The organism is Singulisphaera sp. GP187, assembly GCF_900129635.1.
Lineage (GTDB): Bacteria > Planctomycetota > Planctomycetia > Isosphaerales > Isosphaeraceae > Singulisphaera.
This window is the reverse complement of the sequence record NZ_FSRB01000002.1, coordinates 629,899-645,339: the sequence shown is the minus strand read 5'-3', so window position 1 is coordinate 645,339 and position 15,441 is coordinate 629,899. Positions and strand designations below refer to the sequence as shown.

16 protein-coding genes and 1 pseudogene are annotated in these 15,441 nt (G+C 63.7%); 9 read left to right on the top strand and 8 right to left on the bottom strand.

Annotated elements, in window-relative coordinates; translation table 11 throughout:
- Window positions 1-56 precede the first annotated feature (56 nt).
- The gene (locus tag BUS42_RS27055; RefSeq protein ID WP_074312221.1) at window positions 57-1,127 is read right to left on the bottom strand and encodes an alkene reductase; all 1,071 of its coding nucleotides are present in this window, start codon (window positions 1,125-1,127) and stop codon (window positions 57-59) included.
- Between the two features lie 182 nt (window positions 1,128-1,309).
- Between BUS42_RS27055 and BUS42_RS27050 the strand changes: the two genes are divergently transcribed.
- Window positions 1,310-1,657, top strand: coding sequence for an ArsR/SmtB family transcription factor (locus tag BUS42_RS27050; protein ID WP_074312219.1), 348 nt, complete (start codon window positions 1,310-1,312; stop codon window positions 1,655-1,657).
- A 25-nt stretch (window positions 1,658-1,682) separates the two neighbouring features.
- Here the strand turns inward: BUS42_RS27050 and BUS42_RS27045 are convergent, their stop codons facing one another.
- Window positions 1,683-2,819, bottom strand: a complete 1,137-nt coding sequence (locus tag BUS42_RS27045) for a carbohydrate kinase family protein (RefSeq protein WP_143206526.1) — start codon at window positions 2,817-2,819, stop codon at window positions 1,683-1,685.
- Between the two features lie 163 nt (window positions 2,820-2,982).
- Between BUS42_RS27045 and BUS42_RS27040 the strand changes: the two genes are divergently transcribed.
- Entirely contained in the window at window positions 2,983-4,104 is a 1,122-nt protein-coding gene (locus BUS42_RS27040) for a GntR family transcriptional regulator (protein ID WP_074312215.1), read from the top strand.
- Window positions 4,105-4,135: 31 nt separating this feature from the next.
- On the opposite strand, the gene BUS42_RS27035 is transcribed toward BUS42_RS27040, so the two are convergent.
- The 3 genes from BUS42_RS27035 to BUS42_RS27025 form a co-directional block, all read right to left on the bottom strand.
- Complete coding sequence (locus BUS42_RS27035; protein ID WP_074315373.1) at window positions 4,136-4,909, bottom strand: sterol desaturase family protein; 774 nt, start codon at window positions 4,907-4,909, stop codon at window positions 4,136-4,138.
- A 29-nt stretch (window positions 4,910-4,938) separates the two neighbouring features.
- Entirely contained in the window at window positions 4,939-5,502 is a 564-nt protein-coding gene (locus tag BUS42_RS27030; protein WP_074312213.1) for a hypothetical protein, read from the bottom strand.
- A gap of 237 nt (window positions 5,503-5,739) precedes the next feature.
- Window positions 5,740-6,075 (bottom strand): hypothetical protein, encoded by a 336-nt coding sequence (locus BUS42_RS27025; RefSeq protein WP_074312211.1) that lies wholly within the window; start codon window positions 6,073-6,075, stop codon window positions 5,740-5,742.
- A gap of 83 nt (window positions 6,076-6,158) precedes the next feature.
- Here BUS42_RS27025 and BUS42_RS27020 point away from each other — a divergent pair, with 83 nt between their 5' ends.
- Window positions 6,159-7,247 (top strand): peroxiredoxin family protein, encoded by a 1,089-nt coding sequence (locus BUS42_RS27020; protein ID WP_074312209.1) that lies wholly within the window; start codon window positions 6,159-6,161, stop codon window positions 7,245-7,247.
- A gap of 89 nt (window positions 7,248-7,336) precedes the next feature.
- Here the strand turns inward: BUS42_RS27020 and BUS42_RS27015 are convergent, their stop codons facing one another.
- The gene (locus BUS42_RS27015) at window positions 7,337-8,602 is read right to left on the bottom strand and encodes an SGNH/GDSL hydrolase family protein (protein WP_159452304.1); all 1,266 of its coding nucleotides are present in this window, start codon (window positions 8,600-8,602) and stop codon (window positions 7,337-7,339) included.
- Window positions 8,603-9,079: 477 nt separating this feature from the next.
- Between BUS42_RS27015 and BUS42_RS27010 the strand changes: the two genes are divergently transcribed.
- Both BUS42_RS27010 and BUS42_RS27005 read left to right on the top strand, forming a co-directional pair.
- Window positions 9,080-9,382, top strand: a complete 303-nt coding sequence (locus BUS42_RS27010; RefSeq protein WP_074312205.1) for a hypothetical protein — start codon at window positions 9,080-9,082, stop codon at window positions 9,380-9,382.
- Window positions 9,383-9,488: 106 nt separating this feature from the next.
- Window positions 9,489-9,968 carry a c-type cytochrome gene (locus BUS42_RS27005; RefSeq protein ID WP_074312203.1) on the top strand — a complete coding sequence of 160 codons (480 nt, stop codon included), beginning with the start codon at window positions 9,489-9,491 and terminating at the stop codon, window positions 9,966-9,968.
- 18 nt (window positions 9,969-9,986) lie between these two features.
- Here the strand turns inward: BUS42_RS27005 and BUS42_RS27000 are convergent, their stop codons facing one another.
- Window positions 9,987-10,424, bottom strand: a complete 438-nt coding sequence (locus BUS42_RS27000; RefSeq protein ID WP_074312201.1) for a RidA family protein — start codon at window positions 10,422-10,424, stop codon at window positions 9,987-9,989.
- Window positions 10,425-10,916: 492 nt separating this feature from the next.
- Here BUS42_RS27000 and BUS42_RS46705 point away from each other — a divergent pair.
- The 4 genes and pseudogenes from BUS42_RS46705 (at window position 10,917) to BUS42_RS26980 (ending at window position 14,549) form a co-directional block, all read left to right on the top strand.
- A pseudogene (locus tag BUS42_RS46705) lies at window positions 10,917-11,248 on the top strand (FKBP-type peptidyl-prolyl cis-trans isomerase).
- Window positions 11,249-11,338: 90 nt separating this feature from the next.
- Window positions 11,339-11,794 (top strand): hypothetical protein, encoded by a 456-nt coding sequence (locus BUS42_RS26990; RefSeq protein WP_074315371.1) that lies wholly within the window; start codon window positions 11,339-11,341, stop codon window positions 11,792-11,794.
- Window positions 11,795-11,846: 52 nt separating this feature from the next.
- The gene (locus BUS42_RS26985; protein ID WP_074312199.1) at window positions 11,847-12,803 is read left to right on the top strand and encodes a hydroxypyruvate isomerase family protein; all 957 of its coding nucleotides are present in this window, start codon (window positions 11,847-11,849) and stop codon (window positions 12,801-12,803) included.
- A 174-nt stretch (window positions 12,804-12,977) separates the two neighbouring features.
- On the top strand, window positions 12,978-14,549 hold the full coding sequence (locus BUS42_RS26980) for a hypothetical protein (protein ID WP_254053818.1): 1,572 nt from the start codon (window positions 12,978-12,980) through the stop codon (window positions 14,547-14,549).
- A gap of 324 nt (window positions 14,550-14,873) precedes the next feature.
- Here the strand turns inward: BUS42_RS26980 and BUS42_RS26975 are convergent, their stop codons facing one another.
- Window positions 14,874-15,377: a MarR family winged helix-turn-helix transcriptional regulator gene (locus tag BUS42_RS26975; RefSeq protein ID WP_074312197.1), complete on the bottom strand. Its 504-nt coding sequence runs from the start codon at window positions 15,375-15,377 to the stop codon at window positions 14,874-14,876.
- Window positions 15,378-15,441 lie beyond the last annotated feature (64 nt).

The window sequence follows — 15,441 nt, the reverse complement described above, 5'->3', positions numbered from 1 at the left end:
TTCGCCGGGTGGACACAGCCAACCCCACGAAATCTCAAAATTTGTCCATTATTTGCTCAAGCAGATTGGGTCACCGCCTCGAGGCGGGGATAGTCGGTGTAGCCGTCAGGGCCGGACGCGTAGAAGGTCGCCGGGTTCGGAGAGTTGAGCGGGGCATCGACCGCAAAGCGGTGGGGTAGGTCCGGGTTGGCGATGAACTGGACACCAAAGGCAACGGCGTCGGCCTCGCCTGCGTTGAGCACTTGCTCGGCGGTGGCTTTGGTGAACTTCTCGTTGGCGATGTAGACGCCGCCGAACGCTCGTTTCAGGTCGGGCCCGATCCGCCCCTCGCCGAGGTGCTCGCGAGCACAGAGGAAAGCGATGCCCCGCCGCCCCAGCTCCGTCGCCACATAGCCGAAGGTGGCGGAGCGGTTCGAATCCCCCATCGCGTGCGCATCGCCGCGCGGGGCGAGGTGCATGCCGACCCGACGTGGTCCCCAGACCGAGATCACGGCGTCGGTCACCTCGAGCATGAGCCGGGCTCGGTTCTCGATCGGCCCGCCGTACGCGTCGGTTCGCTGGTTGGTGCTGTCCTGGAGAAACTGGTCGAGCAAGTAGCCGTTCGCACCATGGATCTCCACCCCGTCGAACCCGGCCAGCTTGGCGTTCTCCGCCCCCTTGCGATAGGCCTCAATGATCCACGGGATCTCTTCCAGCTCGAGGGCCCGCGGGGTCACGAACGGCTTGAGCGGCCGAACCAAACTCACGTGGCCCGAAGGCGCGATCGCGCTCGGAGCGACGGGGAGTGCGCCGTCGAGATAGATCGGGTCGGAGACCCGCCCCACGTGCCAGAGTTGCAAGAGAATGCGGCCCCCCGCGGCATGAACCGCCTCGGTAATCGGCTTCCATCCCGCAACCTGATCGGGCGACCAGATGCCGGGCGTGTCGGGATAGCCCACGCCCATCGGGGTCACCGAGGTCGCCTCGGAGATGATCAGGCCGGCCGACGCTCGCTGCACGTAATACTCGGCCATGAGCGCATTCGGCACCCGGCCGGCCACCGCGCGACAGCGCGTCAACGGCGCCATGATGACCCGGTTCGGAAGCTGCAAGTCGCCGACTACAAGCGGATCCTGAAGCGTGGGCATGAGGAAATTCCTGCGTATCAAAGCCGGTTCGTGACTGGTTTCCACAGCGACGATCACGTACACTCCACTATAGGTAGTTCACAAATCCCGAACAAGGGAACTAACGCACAGCGGTGGCCCAGCGCGGGTGTATCGAGAGCGTTGGCCAGCTCAGGTCAGAGCAGATCAAGAGGGTTGTCAACATGGCAGGCAGACCACTCCGCCATCCCGAGATCGGGCAGGTGAGCGTCGCCGACATTCTCCACGCGCTCTCGGACCCGGTGCGCCTCGGCATCGTTTGCGAATTGATGGGGGCCGAGTCGGGTCAGAGCTGTGTGGAAACGATCAGCCGGGTGGGCAAGGTGCTGGCCAAGTCGACCTGTTCGCAGCACTATCAGATCCTCCGCGAGGCCGGCCTGATCCAGTGCGAGCGCAAAGGGGTCGAGCTCTCCAGCCGACTCCGCCTGGCTGAGGTTGAAGGGCGATTCCCAGGGCTCCTGAAGTCGATCCTGGGCGCGTACGAACGGGAGAAAGGCGACTCCCGCTCGTGACGGCTCGGCATTTCGCTCGGCTCAGTCAAGGCACCGGCGGCCAGTGCCGCGCAATGGCATTCGAAAACCGGGAGGGCCTTTTCGAGACGGTCCGACGGCGGAGGGCGTAAACGCCTTCCTCGCCGTATTCCGGGCGGGCGGCGATGGCCGCTTCGATCGCCTCGGCAGGGCGATGAAACCCGCTGGCGACAAACTCGGCCGCGGCGAACCGCGCGTGCTGGAGCGCTTCCCCCAACGCGGGCTGACGGCGGCTCGATCCCGACCGATCGGCAAACGCCACGGCCAGGAAGCGGGCCGCGAAGCTGTCCCCCGCACCCTTGGGATGCCGCGGGTCGGCGATCGTCACGGGATCGGCCTCCAGGCACTCATAGGAGCCGCCGGCGTCGCGGACCACGGCCGTCGGCCGGGTTCCCCCACCCGTGACCACGCGGATGGCCCCGGATACCCGGGCGCGGCGAGCCAGGGCCACGGCCAGTTCTCTCGTCCCAGCCTCAGGATGATCCCATTCAAGCATTTCGATGGCTTCGTCGCGATCCACCAGGAGGATCGGGCATTCCGACTCGAGTTCGGCCGGCAGCGCTGCACCGCCACACCAGGCGAACCGCGAATCACGGCGCTGGCATTGCTCCAGCAACGCGCGAGCGAACGCCGCCGGAACGCGACCGACCGCAATGATCGCGGCGCCAAGCGCTCCTTCCGTGATCCGTTCCAGACTCAGGAGCGAATGCAGGTCGTGACGCCCCTTGAGGATCGCTCGCAAGTCGCGCGACGGGTCGCTCAGGACCAGGCTATCCGGCAGCCGGCCCGAGGGCGCGTCATCCAGGAGGATCGGGTCGAGGACCGCCCCGGCGGGCATGGCTCGGCTGACGGCAGGGTACTCGGCCCAGGGGACGAGAGTCACAAGACGGACTGACCCGTCGGGCAGCGATTGAACCGCGGCGCGAGCCGCATTCATCGCAAACCCGCCGAACTCGATCCCCACATCCCCCGAGCGTTTCCCGTCCTCCACCGCGTCGAGCGAGGCGTCGAGGTCGCGGTAGGTGACACCCACCAAAGTCAAACACGCGTTATTGGATCGTAATGGGGCCGTGCCATGAGACCGGGCCAGCTTGCGGCTTCGCTCTCGGACGACTTGTCCGGTCCCAATATCACTCTTGCTCATCGCGATATTCTCTTTCTCTCTGATACTTGCGAGTGTTCGGTACGATTTCATGGCGTCGTTCACTCGCAAGTATAGACGGACCGCCTGGAATTGGTATTGTCATTTCACGGCAACCTGCCAAATATCTGTCATGACAATCAGGCCAATTGCGAGGGATGAACCGATGTCATCCGAACCGAAGCATCAGCGGATCTCGCGCGAATTGCTCGCGGAAATCGTCGCGGGGAAGTACGAACCGTCCAATCGCCTACCCAGCGAAACGCAGCTCGTGACCCGGTTCGGGGTCTCTCGGCCGACGGTTGCCCGCGCCTTGCGGGAGCTCCAGGACCAGGACTTGATCGAACGGCGGGTGGGCTCAGGGAGCTTTGTGAGGAGCGTCCCCTCGACCGTAACGGCGTCACGACAGCTCGGCCTGTTAATCCCGGGGCTGGGAACGACGGAGGTCTTCGAGGCGATCTGCGGGGAGTTGGCCGGGTTGGCGCGGGTCCACGGCTATGGCCTGATCTGGGGCGGCGGCCACCCCAAGCCGCAGGGGGACGTCAGCGAGACGGATGCGGAGGAGCTTTGCGAACAGTTTATCCGGAGCCAGGTGGCCGGCGTCTTCTTCGCGCCGTTCGAGCACACGGCCCGTCGTGAGGAGGTCAACCGCAGCCTGGCCGAAAAGCTGCGACGGGCGGGCCTCGCCGTCGTACTGCTCGACCGCGACCTCGGTACCTTCCCCGCGCGGAGCGAGTTCGACCTGGTCGGGGTCGACAACTTCGCCGGCGGCTACCGGCTGGCCGACCACCTGCTGAAGCTCGGCTGCCGCGACCTGGCCTTCGCCCTGCGCCCCCACTCGGCCCCGACGGTGAACGCCCGAATTGCGGGAGCCCGCGAGGCGATCCTCGACCGCGGATTACCGATCGCGCCGGGGTTCGTCCAGGTCGGCGACCCCGACGACCCCCATTTCGCCCGGGCCATTCTGGCAACGGGGCGGGTCGACGCCTTACTCTGTGCCAACGACGACGTTGCGGCGGTCATGATCCGCTCGTTCGCCAAGGCAGGGGTCCGCGTGCCCGGCGACGTGCGGGTGGTCGGCTTCGATGACGTCCGGTTCGCCTCGTTGCTCTCCGTCCCCCTGACGACAATGCACCAACCCTGCCGCGAGCTCGCCATCGTCGCCTTGCGTGCGATGCTGGAGCGGATCGCCGATCCGACACTGCCGCCGCGAGGGCTCACGCTCACGTCTCGCCTGGTCGTCCGCGAGTCGTGTGGCGCTTATCTCCCTCATATGGATCGAACGTGAAGAACGCCGCGCCACGGCCCACCCGACCGGATCAGACCGAGTGAGAAGCGTCGGCGGGCGGAACCGCCAAGGGGTGGCCGAATTGGGCGTCGTAGGTCGGGAGGAGGGTTCCGAAAAGGCGGTCCCAGATCAGGGTGTAGAACCCGAAGTTGTGGTGGACGTCCTGGTGGTGCTGGGCGTGGAAGGTGCTCGTCCCGAGCTGGCGCAAGACCGGCACGCGCGACCACCAGCCAGGAAACGGCTCAACACCCAGGTGGCCCATCATTCCGGCGCCGAGGTTGATGCCCAGGTAGGTCGAGAGGCCAAGCCAGGAACTCGGATAGAGCAGGATCACGACCAGCCAGAGCAGGCCGAAGCCGAGCGTCTCCAGCGGGTTGAGCACGAAAAGGCTCAGCGGGCGAGGGCGGTCATAGTGATGGTGCAGCCGGTGGATCGGAAACAGCCAGGGGAGATGGACGATCCGATGGAGCATGTACATCGCCAGATCCATGACCAGGACCAGGATCGGCACGTCGAGCCAGGCACGCCAGCCGGTGTCCCGGCGAATGACGACGAAACCATGTCGCCAGAGGAACCAGGCGGCGATGGTGATCAGCCAGTTGACCACGAACCCGACCGCCGTGTAGAGGAGCTCCCTCGTCTCCAGCGGGTCGGGCGGAAGCGAGACGCGGTGGCGGGATAGGGAGTGCGTGGCCAGGTGCCCTAACGCCATGGCGACGGCAAACGAAACCAGGTTCGCCCCGAACAGCCAGGCTGCGGCCACAACCGGCGAGAGGTCACGCGCCCAGTCCAGGAAGTCGTTCATCCCGATGCTCTCCGGCCCGAGACCCCAGCTCATTGGATTTGGTCCACATCACGTATAGATTTCAATACGTGTTGACTTGTAATTACAGAGCGACGTCGGCTCCGCTCACGCCACGCCCAGCCCCAGATGAGGAGCCCACCGAGGAACCCGGACCCGTAGGAGGCCAGGTGACTCCAGAGGTCGGCCAGGAAGGGGACACGCGCCGGCTCAGGGATCTCGGAGGCCAGCGGTTCCATCAACTCAACCCAACCAGCGCGAGCCGCGACGTAGCCGCTACAACCCGCGATCGCCGCCACCATGCCCATGCAAACGAGTTGGATCGCGATCGGTTTCCGGAGATCAGCCGCCGTCAGCTTGGGACGCGAGCCGAGCCGCGCGATCAGGGCGAGTGGAACGCCCAAGATCAGGCCGCACCACCAGGTCGCGATGATTCCCCAGCCCAGCGCGAGCAAAGTGGGCGACGCTGTCAAGAAGACCGGTGGGTGGCCGATTGTGAAATATTCGATGCAGACCCGCGCCGTGATCTGGTCATGCACAATGCCGTACGCGACGGCCGATGCGATACAGAGGACCACAATTCTGAACCCGGACATGAGATCGTTCTCTTCACGGCCGGAAAACAATGAGTCCCGGGCTTAGACCACCCTAGTTCAAGTGGGCGAACAAAACAAGTCGGCGAATCAAACAAGCACTCGATGCTTATGACAATCGACTGCCGAGTGGGAAAGTCTTGGACTGTAGAGCACGGGTTCTGAGTACCGAACCCGTGGCACCCAGAACACAGTACCCCCACACTTCCAGGCTTATTTTGGCCTACCAAAAATCACCCATCAATAATCGGTCACGGGTGGCTCTTTGGCAACGAGGCCGCGCCATTCGGCGGGGCGCGTGTCGTCGCAAGTCAACCGATCGAGCGTCGCGCGGTAGCCCTTGAGCTTCGGCACGACGGCCGGCGAGAGCGGCTGCCAGGCGATCTGCCCCCTGGTCAGTTCGCTCCATTCCGCCACGACGAGGAGATGGTGACGCGTAAATTCCGGCCGGTTCCCCTCCCGGGGGGGGCGCTCGGGTCTGCTGAGGCGGCCGATTGCCTCGCTCCGGGAGCCGACGGAGACGGCCTTCTCATCGGTCCGTTGCCAATAGAACTGCGCGTTCACGATAATATTCATGGGTATCGGCCGAAGAGCCTGTCGCAATCGCGTGACATGCAGGACCGATGTTCGGAACCCGTCATCATACGGGAGGGATTCTCGTGTCAACTTCGGCACTGGGTAAACCGACCGCGTCCGTTTGGCGGAGTGCCGGCCGAATCATCGGTTTCGGCCTCGTCGGGAGTATCGCCCTGGCACTCGCCGGTTTCTTGGAGGCCCTGATCGTCTTCCCGGTCTTCATGACTGTTGATAGGCGACTCTTCCCATTCACGGGAAAGCATACAATGACAGCAGCAACCTCCGGACTCCCGGGGGTGCAGGCTGCACTCGGCATCCTCATCGGCGCGATCGCATTCGCCATCCTCGGCATTTCAGGATCGAGACGGCATAGTGCTCCGAGGTTCCTGGGGCGGTCACTGATTGATGCCGTGCTCGGAACTTCCGTAGGGGTCGTGATGGGGGTTCTCGGTGGCCTCGCGCTTGGCTGGCGCATCGCACCGATCCCTCAAGCTTTGCTCATGGGTTATTTTTATGGCTCCCTCCTCGGCTTCCTTATGGGGCTGGTCCTCTCCGTGATCGCCTCACGCCGCAGGAAGGGGCCGTTCATGCGTAAAGATCCTCGGTCCGGCCATGTCACCTGTGGAAGGCGGAAGGTCGTCCTGGCTACTCTCGCGGTTGGCTACATCGCCACTTGTGTGGGAAGCCTTACAATGTGGCGGCGTGACAAGGGGCACCACGTTCCGGAGTTAACCAAGACACGAACGGGGCAGGCGGCGCCGGCGTTCCGGGTGAAGACCCTTGCGGGAGACCTATTCGACTCGGCGACACCGCGTCGCGGGCCGATTCTGGTCAACTTCTTTGCGATTCGGTGTGGGCCCTGCGTTCGCGAGTTTGCAAGGCTGGAGCCGGAGGTCTGGAAGAGTTACAAGGATCGTGGACTGTCCATAATCGCGATCGGGACGGGCGAAAAGGAATCGGACTTGGACGAGTTCCGGGCAAAGAATCACCTGTCGTTCCCGATCGCGGCCGATCCCGAGCATCAGGTGGCCGTTAGATTCGCAGTGCCTGCATTTCCCTGCAATTACCTGATCGGCGTCGACGGACGCATCCGCTATCAATCCGTTGGATACTCCGAGGCCGAATTCTCTAAGTTCATGGAGGCGATCGAACGCGAACTTCCGGGACGATAAAGACGAGATCCGTCCAGTCGCAAGGCGTACTACGATTGGTGAATCGTCGATGCGCAATCCAGGGATGCCGACACGTCCTTCTCAACGCCTCATTTGGCCTGGTCGGGCGCGACGGCGGGGCGCACGACGAAGTGGTAAGCGGTGGGTCGAGCGATCCGGCGTTGCAGTTCCTCGAGCTCTGCGTTGATCGCGTCGGCTCGCCCTTCGATTTCCCCCCGGTTAGGACTGTCGGCCAGGTAGCGTCCGGTCAGGCGACGGGCCTGGGCAACCTGGTCACGCGCATCATTGACCTGCAAGAGCAAGGCCGCCTGCGCATCCCAGGGGCCGCCCGGCTCCCAGGCGTCGGACGTCGCTGAAGCGATGTTCACACCTTGGCCCAACTGTTCATTCGTATAGATCCCGATCCCTCGCCCATCGGCTTCGACCGCGTACCGGCCGGTGGGCAGATCACGCACGCTCAGCAAGTAGCGATTCAACTCCTCGGGGATCGGGATGAACCGAAACTGCAAGGCGCCGAACACACCGAAATTGATGGGCAACCCCTCGTCGAGGCGGTCGAACTCCAGGCGAGTGGCGTCTCCTTTGAGGTTCGACACCTTGCAGTCGTGGGCGTGGACCAGGGCCGGTGTGCGCGCATCAATGACCACGGAGGAGACGTCGGCCGGCGCTCCCAGCCCTTTGATGATGGCATAGGCCATGGCAAGTTGACCGAGGTCGTTCAGGTGGATGCCGTCGGCGGCATGGAGCGTCTGCTTCTCTTTTTCGTCCTTGGCGTGAGCGTTGGCGACCTTCACCTGCTTCTGGATCGAGCGCATCGTGCGCTGGAGATCGATGGCGCCCTCGCCGAGGGAACGGGAGATGGCCATGCCTTCGTCGCACATGCGTTGGAGGAAGTCGGTCTCGCTCTGATCGGGGTCGGCCGCCGTGACCGCGGCCGAGCCGATGAAAACGCGGACATTCTTGGCCTTGCAGCGTTCGACAATCCCTCGAACGGCGTTGAGGTAGGCGGTCTTGTGCGCTTCATCAGCCCGTGCTCCCCAGCCGATGTCGTTGATACCATAGGCGACGATCAGCACCGTCGCCTGATGGGCAAAGACGTCGCGGTCGAGCCGGGCGAGGCCCCCCACGGCGGTGTCGCCTCCCCAGCCCGCATTGCGAAACCGCACCTTGCGTCCGGGGAATCGGAGCAAGGTATAACGCTCGACGATCTTGCCATAGGTACGTGCCGCGGTGATGCTGTCACCCAGGAAAACGACGGTGTCCCCATCACGAAGCGCAAACTCGGCTCGGACCTCCCGCGCACTCACCGCGGTGATCATCAAGGTCAGTAACACGACTGAGCGAACCAACCTCATCGTCGCGATCTCCATCAAAGCGAACTTGTCCGTCATAACAATCAAGATGTATCCTCAATCAAAGAGACAACAATGGTGGGCCGTGTCCGCTCGGCGCGACGGGAACCCATGGATCCGAATTCGCTTGGAGGTTGGGCGCGGACCACCACGAAATCAGTGTTTTTACCGGGGAGACACGCCCCACCCCATGGACCGACGATGAGGATATTGTCGATTCCCACCCCTCGATATTGAGAATCGGCACAATGAGGTCCAATTTTCCGGGCCTGGGATTCGCGGAAGATCGCATTGCAACAATGTCGCAGCGCGATGGCCTTCCTCCGAGTATTCATAGGAGAGAGGCGGTGAGACAAGCCCCACGGCGATCGTACTCAAGGAGACAGTGAAAGAGGGAGAGGCCCTCTTTGTCTTAAATGGCATGGACTCGCGCCACGGCGGTTTGCTCTGAAAACGAACTCCGCGAATCCGGAGCCGATTATGGCCTTTCCCGAACGCTTCCAGTTCGGATTCGCCTACCATAGGGTCGGAATGACCCGCCTTTGGAGGCCGAGCGGCTCGACACTCAGACGGGTCGATCCCGATCACCTTTGGACCGGCTCGGAGATCGTCCTCGCACTGAAAACCGACCACATAATCTGGATCGACGTCCTGGTCGAAGAACAGGCTGGCCAGGACATCAACGACCTCTCGCAGGCCTGTGAATCCGCCGCCGACGCCGAATTCCGCCGACTCTTTCCCGACGTCGACCTGGCCGAACCGCCAAAAACCGCGTATGAATGAGTGGCGGCCAAGCCCAACGGCTCGAGCCGCGGATCCCGCCTCGTCCGAACCGCTCTGACGGCGGAGCCGCTCAAGACCTGGCTTTCGACTCTGAAGGGCTTCCCTTTTGTCCACCGACGAGACCACGGAACCCCAGCCCCCCCCGGGGATCGACCGCGACGCCTCGCGACGGATCTTCTTCGCGTTGCTCGCCCTGCTCGGGGGCGCGGCCTTGACCTACAACCTGCTCAAGAAACCGGCGGGTCCACCCCCGAAAGCCATTGCCGGCGACCCGCTTTTGGTCCAGGGGCGAACGATCTACCTGGCTCGCTGCGTCGGCTGCCACGGCGAGACGGGGCGCGGCAACGGCCCGACCGCGTTGAGCCTGGTCGGGCCGCCGGTCGGTGACCTGTCCGACGCAACCTGGAAGCACGGCGATCGCCCCGACCAGGTCATGCAAGTCATCGCGCAAGGAGCCAAGGGGACCGCGATGCCCGCCTGGGGCGGAGTCCTCGACGACCCCGAACTTCGCGCGGTCTCGGCGTACGTCTATTACCTGGCGGGCCGGAAGGTCCCGGTGGAACTCCGGCCCCCTGGAACGGAATAACGATCGCTCGCGTTCCGGTTAGAGTAGGGGCGACTCCTCGGGGCTGAGATGCGCATCGGCTTCGATCTCGACGAGCGCCGCGTCGTCGATCAGACGAGCGACTTGGACCATCGTTGTGGCCGGGCGGATGTGGGCGAAGAGCTCGCCATGCGCCTGACCAACCTCTTCCCACTTGGAGATGTCCGTGACGTAGATCCGAGTCCGGACCACGTCGCCGACACTGCCCCCGAGGGCCTCGATCGCGGCGAGGATGATCTCAAACGCTCGCTTCGCCTGCCCCTTCATGGTCGGAGCGAACGTCCCGTCCGCCTCGACCCCCACCGTCCCGGTGACGTGGATCGTGCTGCCGACCCGGACCGCGCGGGAGTAACCGATCACCGGCTCCCAGGCCGACCCCGTCGAGGCGTACTGGCGGCCGTCGCGTTCGGTCACGGTCACTTTCACCGATTTCGTCATGGCTGGCTCTCTGGTCGAAGGTCAAGAAGAGATCAGGAATCGCTCGCGCCCAAGGCAAAGCGCCGAAGCCGCGCGGTTCTCAAAGCCTCAAGAGTAGCTTGGACCAAGGGCCGCCGCAATCGCAAGCGACGGCCAAGTCGAGACGCCGTTTTGAGTTCCCAGGACGGGTGGATTGAAGATCCGAGCCGAGCGGCGGGGCATCCGCTCCACGTCACTCCCCCATTCTCAGTCCTCATCGCCAGGGTGAGCCATGCTCACCCGACAAGACAGCGATACAATCAACAACACCGCATTTCCTAGAATCATCAGATCCGACAACGTTCTGATTTACGATAAATCAACGGAGTCGCTCGCGATCCGGCGGCGCAGGCGTTGGGCGGGTTGTCGAGATCGGTCGCGGGGGTTAACATAAGCCCGGGCCGGCATTTCGGAGGAATCTCGGCTCGACAGTGCAATTCGCTTCTCTCCAAAATCCAATGGAAAGGCATCCCCATGGCCAACTTCAAGACAGAGATCAATGACGTGAAAGTCGGCACCGGACCGGAAGCGAAGGCGGGCGATTCCGTCACCGTCCACTACACGGGCACGCTGACCGACGGCACCAAGTTCGACAGCTCGCGCGACCGCAACCAGCCCTTCTCATTCACCTTGGGCCAGGGACGCGTTATCAAGGGCTGGGACGTCGGCGTGGCCGGAATGCAAGTGGGCGGCCAGCGACAGTTGACCATTCCCCCGAGGAAGGGTACGGCTCGAGCGGAGCAGGGGCGGTGATTCCCCCCAACTCCACGCTCAAGTTCGACGTCGAGATGATCAAAATTAACTAAGCCACTTTACTTCACTTCAGCCCCGGTCGACCGCCCGGATTCCGTGATTTGATTTTTGACCCGGGTCGATCCGGGATGGATCGCGATGACATGACTCACCTCCCCGATGAAGAGGTCAGGCAAAACGTCGCCACTCTCCGGCTCGACCTGGGAGCGCGGGCGGCCGGATACTGGTGGCTGGCGGGTAATTGGCTGGAGCAAATTTCGTTCGTCGCCAGCCCCGCGCTCCGCGAGGAAGTGGCGCAACGCTTCGCCGAGGCCACGCGGTCCATCCCGACCTCCAAGCTCGAGCTCGGGATTGTCCGGGCGGCCTTGACCGGTGTACCGGCCATCTCACGCGTCGACCAACAAGGGCCCGACGATACGGGGTCGGGCTACTGGCTCCATGCCTTCGACGCGACCCGCTCGGTGGCCGTCCCGCTTCACGACCTCAAGGGGAAGGTCCGCGCGGTCATCGTGGTCGCGCTTGCCGAGAATGACCTCGATGACGAGACCGTCGTCGAGCAGATCCTCGCGGCCGTGCGCAACTGGTCTCCGCTGGTCTAATTCCGACAGCAAACTCTCCCTCGATCCTTCCTAATCGGGAAACCAAATCGCCATGAATCCGGAGAATCAAAACCAGGCCGACCTCGATCGTTCCAGCCGCCGGCAGTTGCTGGAAGGGGCCGCCCTCCTCGGCCTCGCCAGTCTCGGTGGAGCCACGGCCGCGAGTGCGAGTGCGAGCGGTGCCGAGACCAAGGCGGGGCAGGCCGGCGCACGGATCACCAAGGGACGGATCAAGCAGTCGATCGTTCATTGGTGCTTCGAGAAGTATTGGAACGTCGAGGCGATGATCGGGATTGCCAAGCAGCTCGGCTGCGGCAGTATCGAACTGATCGCTCCCGAGCATTTCCCCTTGCTGAAAAAACACGGCCTCGAATGCGCCATCGCCTCGATCGACATGGGGGCCGAGCCGCCGTTCGTGAAGGGGTTCAACAACCCCAAGTACCGTGAGCAGGTGCTCAAGGCCACCAAGGATTCGATCGACGCCTGCGCCGCCCACGGGTTCAAGAACGTCATTACGTTCACCGGAATGGCCGAGGGACTCCCCAACGACGTTGGGGCCGCCAACTGCGTCGAGGGGTTCAAGGAGATCATCGGCTACGCCGAGAAGAAGCAGGTGACGCTCTGCCTCGAGATGCTCAACACGCGTGATCGCTCGCACCCGATGAAGGGGCACCCCGGCTACCAGGGGAACCATACCGATTATTGCATCGACATTATTAAACGCGTTGATTCACCGAACTTGAAGCTTCTTTTCGACATCTACCACGTGCAGATCATGGACGGCGACGTCATCCGCCGGATCCGCGAGCACAAGGATTACCTCGGCCACATCCACACCGCGGGCAACCCCGGTCGTGGCGAGCTCGACGACGCGCAAGAGATCGCCTTCAAGCCGATCATGGAGGCCCTCCTGGAGGTCGGCTACCAGGGTTACGTCGGCCAGGAGTTCATCCCGGTGCGCGACCCGCTGGCCGGTCTGGAGCAGGCGGTGGTACTCTGCGACGTCTGAAAATATCGGTTACTGTTGCAGCCCCCGCGGGACGACCGTCACTTCGGGGGCTGCAACCGGAAACCGCGACGATGCAAAAGAAACGTTTAACACATCCAAGATCCCCGAGGCTAGAATCAGGACCGTGTCGCCTACCTCTCAGATCGACTGAAACCAAGTCTGGAGGTCATGATTATGAGTCGTCACAGTCGCCGTGATTTTCTCGCGGACGTGGGTCGCGGGATGCTGCTCGCCAGCATCGGCCCCGCGCTGGCGGAGGACCTGGGCCTGGCCTCGGCCGCCATGGCCGATGAAGTGGCCGGCACCCTGTCGTTCGGAGCGCTCGAACCGCTGGTCGCGCTGATGCAGGAGACCCCGGTGGACCGCTTGCTGCCGGAAGTCGTCCGGCGGATGCGGAACGGCACCGATCTTCGCCAGCTCGTGGCGGCCGCCGCTCTGGCGAACGCCCGCACCTTCGGTGGACAAGACTACGAGGGCTACCACACAATCATGGCCCTGTCGCCGGCCTATCAGATGTCCAGGGAGTTGCCCCAGTCGCAGCAGGCGATGCCCATCCTCAAAGTGCTCTACCGCAATACCCACCACATTCAGGAGAGCGGTGGCCGGGCCCACGAAGCCTTGCACCCGGTGGAAGCCAACAACACCCTGAACGGAACCATCATCGGAGCGGGAGGCCGCCCGGACGGAGAAGCGCTTCGCGACCTGATGCGCAAGCAGGACATGGTGGGGGCCGAGCGTGCCTTCGCCGCGCTGGCGAGCGGGCCGCTCGACGAGGCTTACAACGACCTCCTCTATCTCGTGCATGACGACTTCAACGTGCACCGCGTGGTCCTCGCCTGGCGCGCCTGGTCCCTGCTCGACCTGACCGGCAAGGAACAGGCACATACCTTGCTCCGTCAGTCGGTTCGCTTCTGCGTGGACGGTGAGCGGGAGATCCAGAAACGGGGCGGGAATGCCGAGCTCCGCGCCTTGCTGCCCAAACTGCTCGACCAGCACCACCTGGTCGAACGGGAACCGGGACGGAAGGAGGCGGACGACGCTTGGGTCGAACACCTCGCCCAGACGATCGTCGGGTCCTCAAGGAGCCAGGCGGCCGACGCCGTCGCGGCGGCCCTGGCCGAGGGGATGGCCCCCGAGGCCATCGGCGAGGCCATCTCACTGGCGGCCAACCAGCTTGTGCTCCGCGACCCCGGTCGCCGCCAGGCGGATTCCTCGCAAAAGCCGGTCGGCAGCGTCCATGGCGCTTCGGTGGGGGTCCACGCCTCCGACTCGGCCAACGCCTGGCGGAACATCGCCCGCGTCAGCAACCGCCGCAACTCGGCCGCCAGCCTGATCGTGGGCGCCTACCACACCGCCGGCCAGGCCAACGGCCTGAATCCACAGCCATACCCGCTCGCCGAGCACGAGTCCAAAGTCCGCTCCCGAACCGACTCCGAATCCCTGCTCCCCGAGGTCGAGGCCGCAATCAAGGCCAATGACCAGGCCCTGGCCTGCGCCTTGGTCCACCAGCTGGGCACGCTCGGCCAACCCGCCCGCCCTGTCTTCGACCTCCTGATCAAATACGCGATCAGCGAAGACGGCGCCCTGCACGCCGAAAAGTACTACCGCACCGTCGCCGAGGAATTCGCCAGCACCCGCCCCGCCTTCCGCTGGCGACATCTGGCCGCCCTGGCGCGGGTCACCGCCAGCGAATACGGCTTCCCCGCTCCCGGTCACGCCCAAGCGTGCGAACTGCTCAAGACCTGATCCGCCCATTTTCGCGGAAATTCCCAATGGACGGCCCGCGGGAGGCATTCCCAAACAGCCGGGCCGTCCGTCCTCACGGTGGAGGAGTCGTTGGCAAGGGCAGAATGAGTCGCGAGAACTTCTGACATTCGCGGCGAAGCGGTGCATCCGACAAGTTCGTCAACGTCGAAGGTGGAGTTTAGAGTCGCCCGGCCGGCCCGGCCAAGATCCTCCACGACTTGCCGGACATGCCACCAAGATCACTCAAAATAACGCATTTCGCACATCTCGCACCCACCCATTTCTCGATCCATCCAACAAATTTCATGCCGCTGACTTGGCCCGCTACTTAGGCTGCGCGCCGCCGAGCTTGCGATAGCCGGGATGGACGCCGAGCGTAAGCTGCTGCTCAGCCGCGATCCGCGAGAGCAAATCCTTAAGTTGGACTCGTTCCGCCTCGTCGAGAGCCGCGCAGATCCCCTCCTGATTCTCGCGAGTGATGCGTCCGATCTGCTCCAGGATTTCGGCCCCCGCCTCGGTCAAGTGCAGCGCGTAGGACCGTCGGTCCGTCTCCCGGTCTCGGCGTTCGACGAACCCGCGCTGTTCGAGTTCATCGAGGATCAGCACGAGCCGGCTGGGGTACATCCCGAGTTTTTCGCCGAGGGCCTGCTGGCTGAGGCCGTCGGCCTGCTTGATACCCCAGAGGATGCCAGCGTGCGGCGGCGCGAGTTTCAGGGGCGCGAGACGCTCCGCAAACCGGGCGGCGGCGTGGGCGCCCACCTGAGTCAGGAGAAAGACCAGCCCAGTTGCCGGCTCCAAGGATGGCTTCGTGACACGGGACCGGCTCATGGTTTCCTCCGAATGATCGTTATTGACTGTAACGATTCACTACAATAACATTACCCCGGTTCCG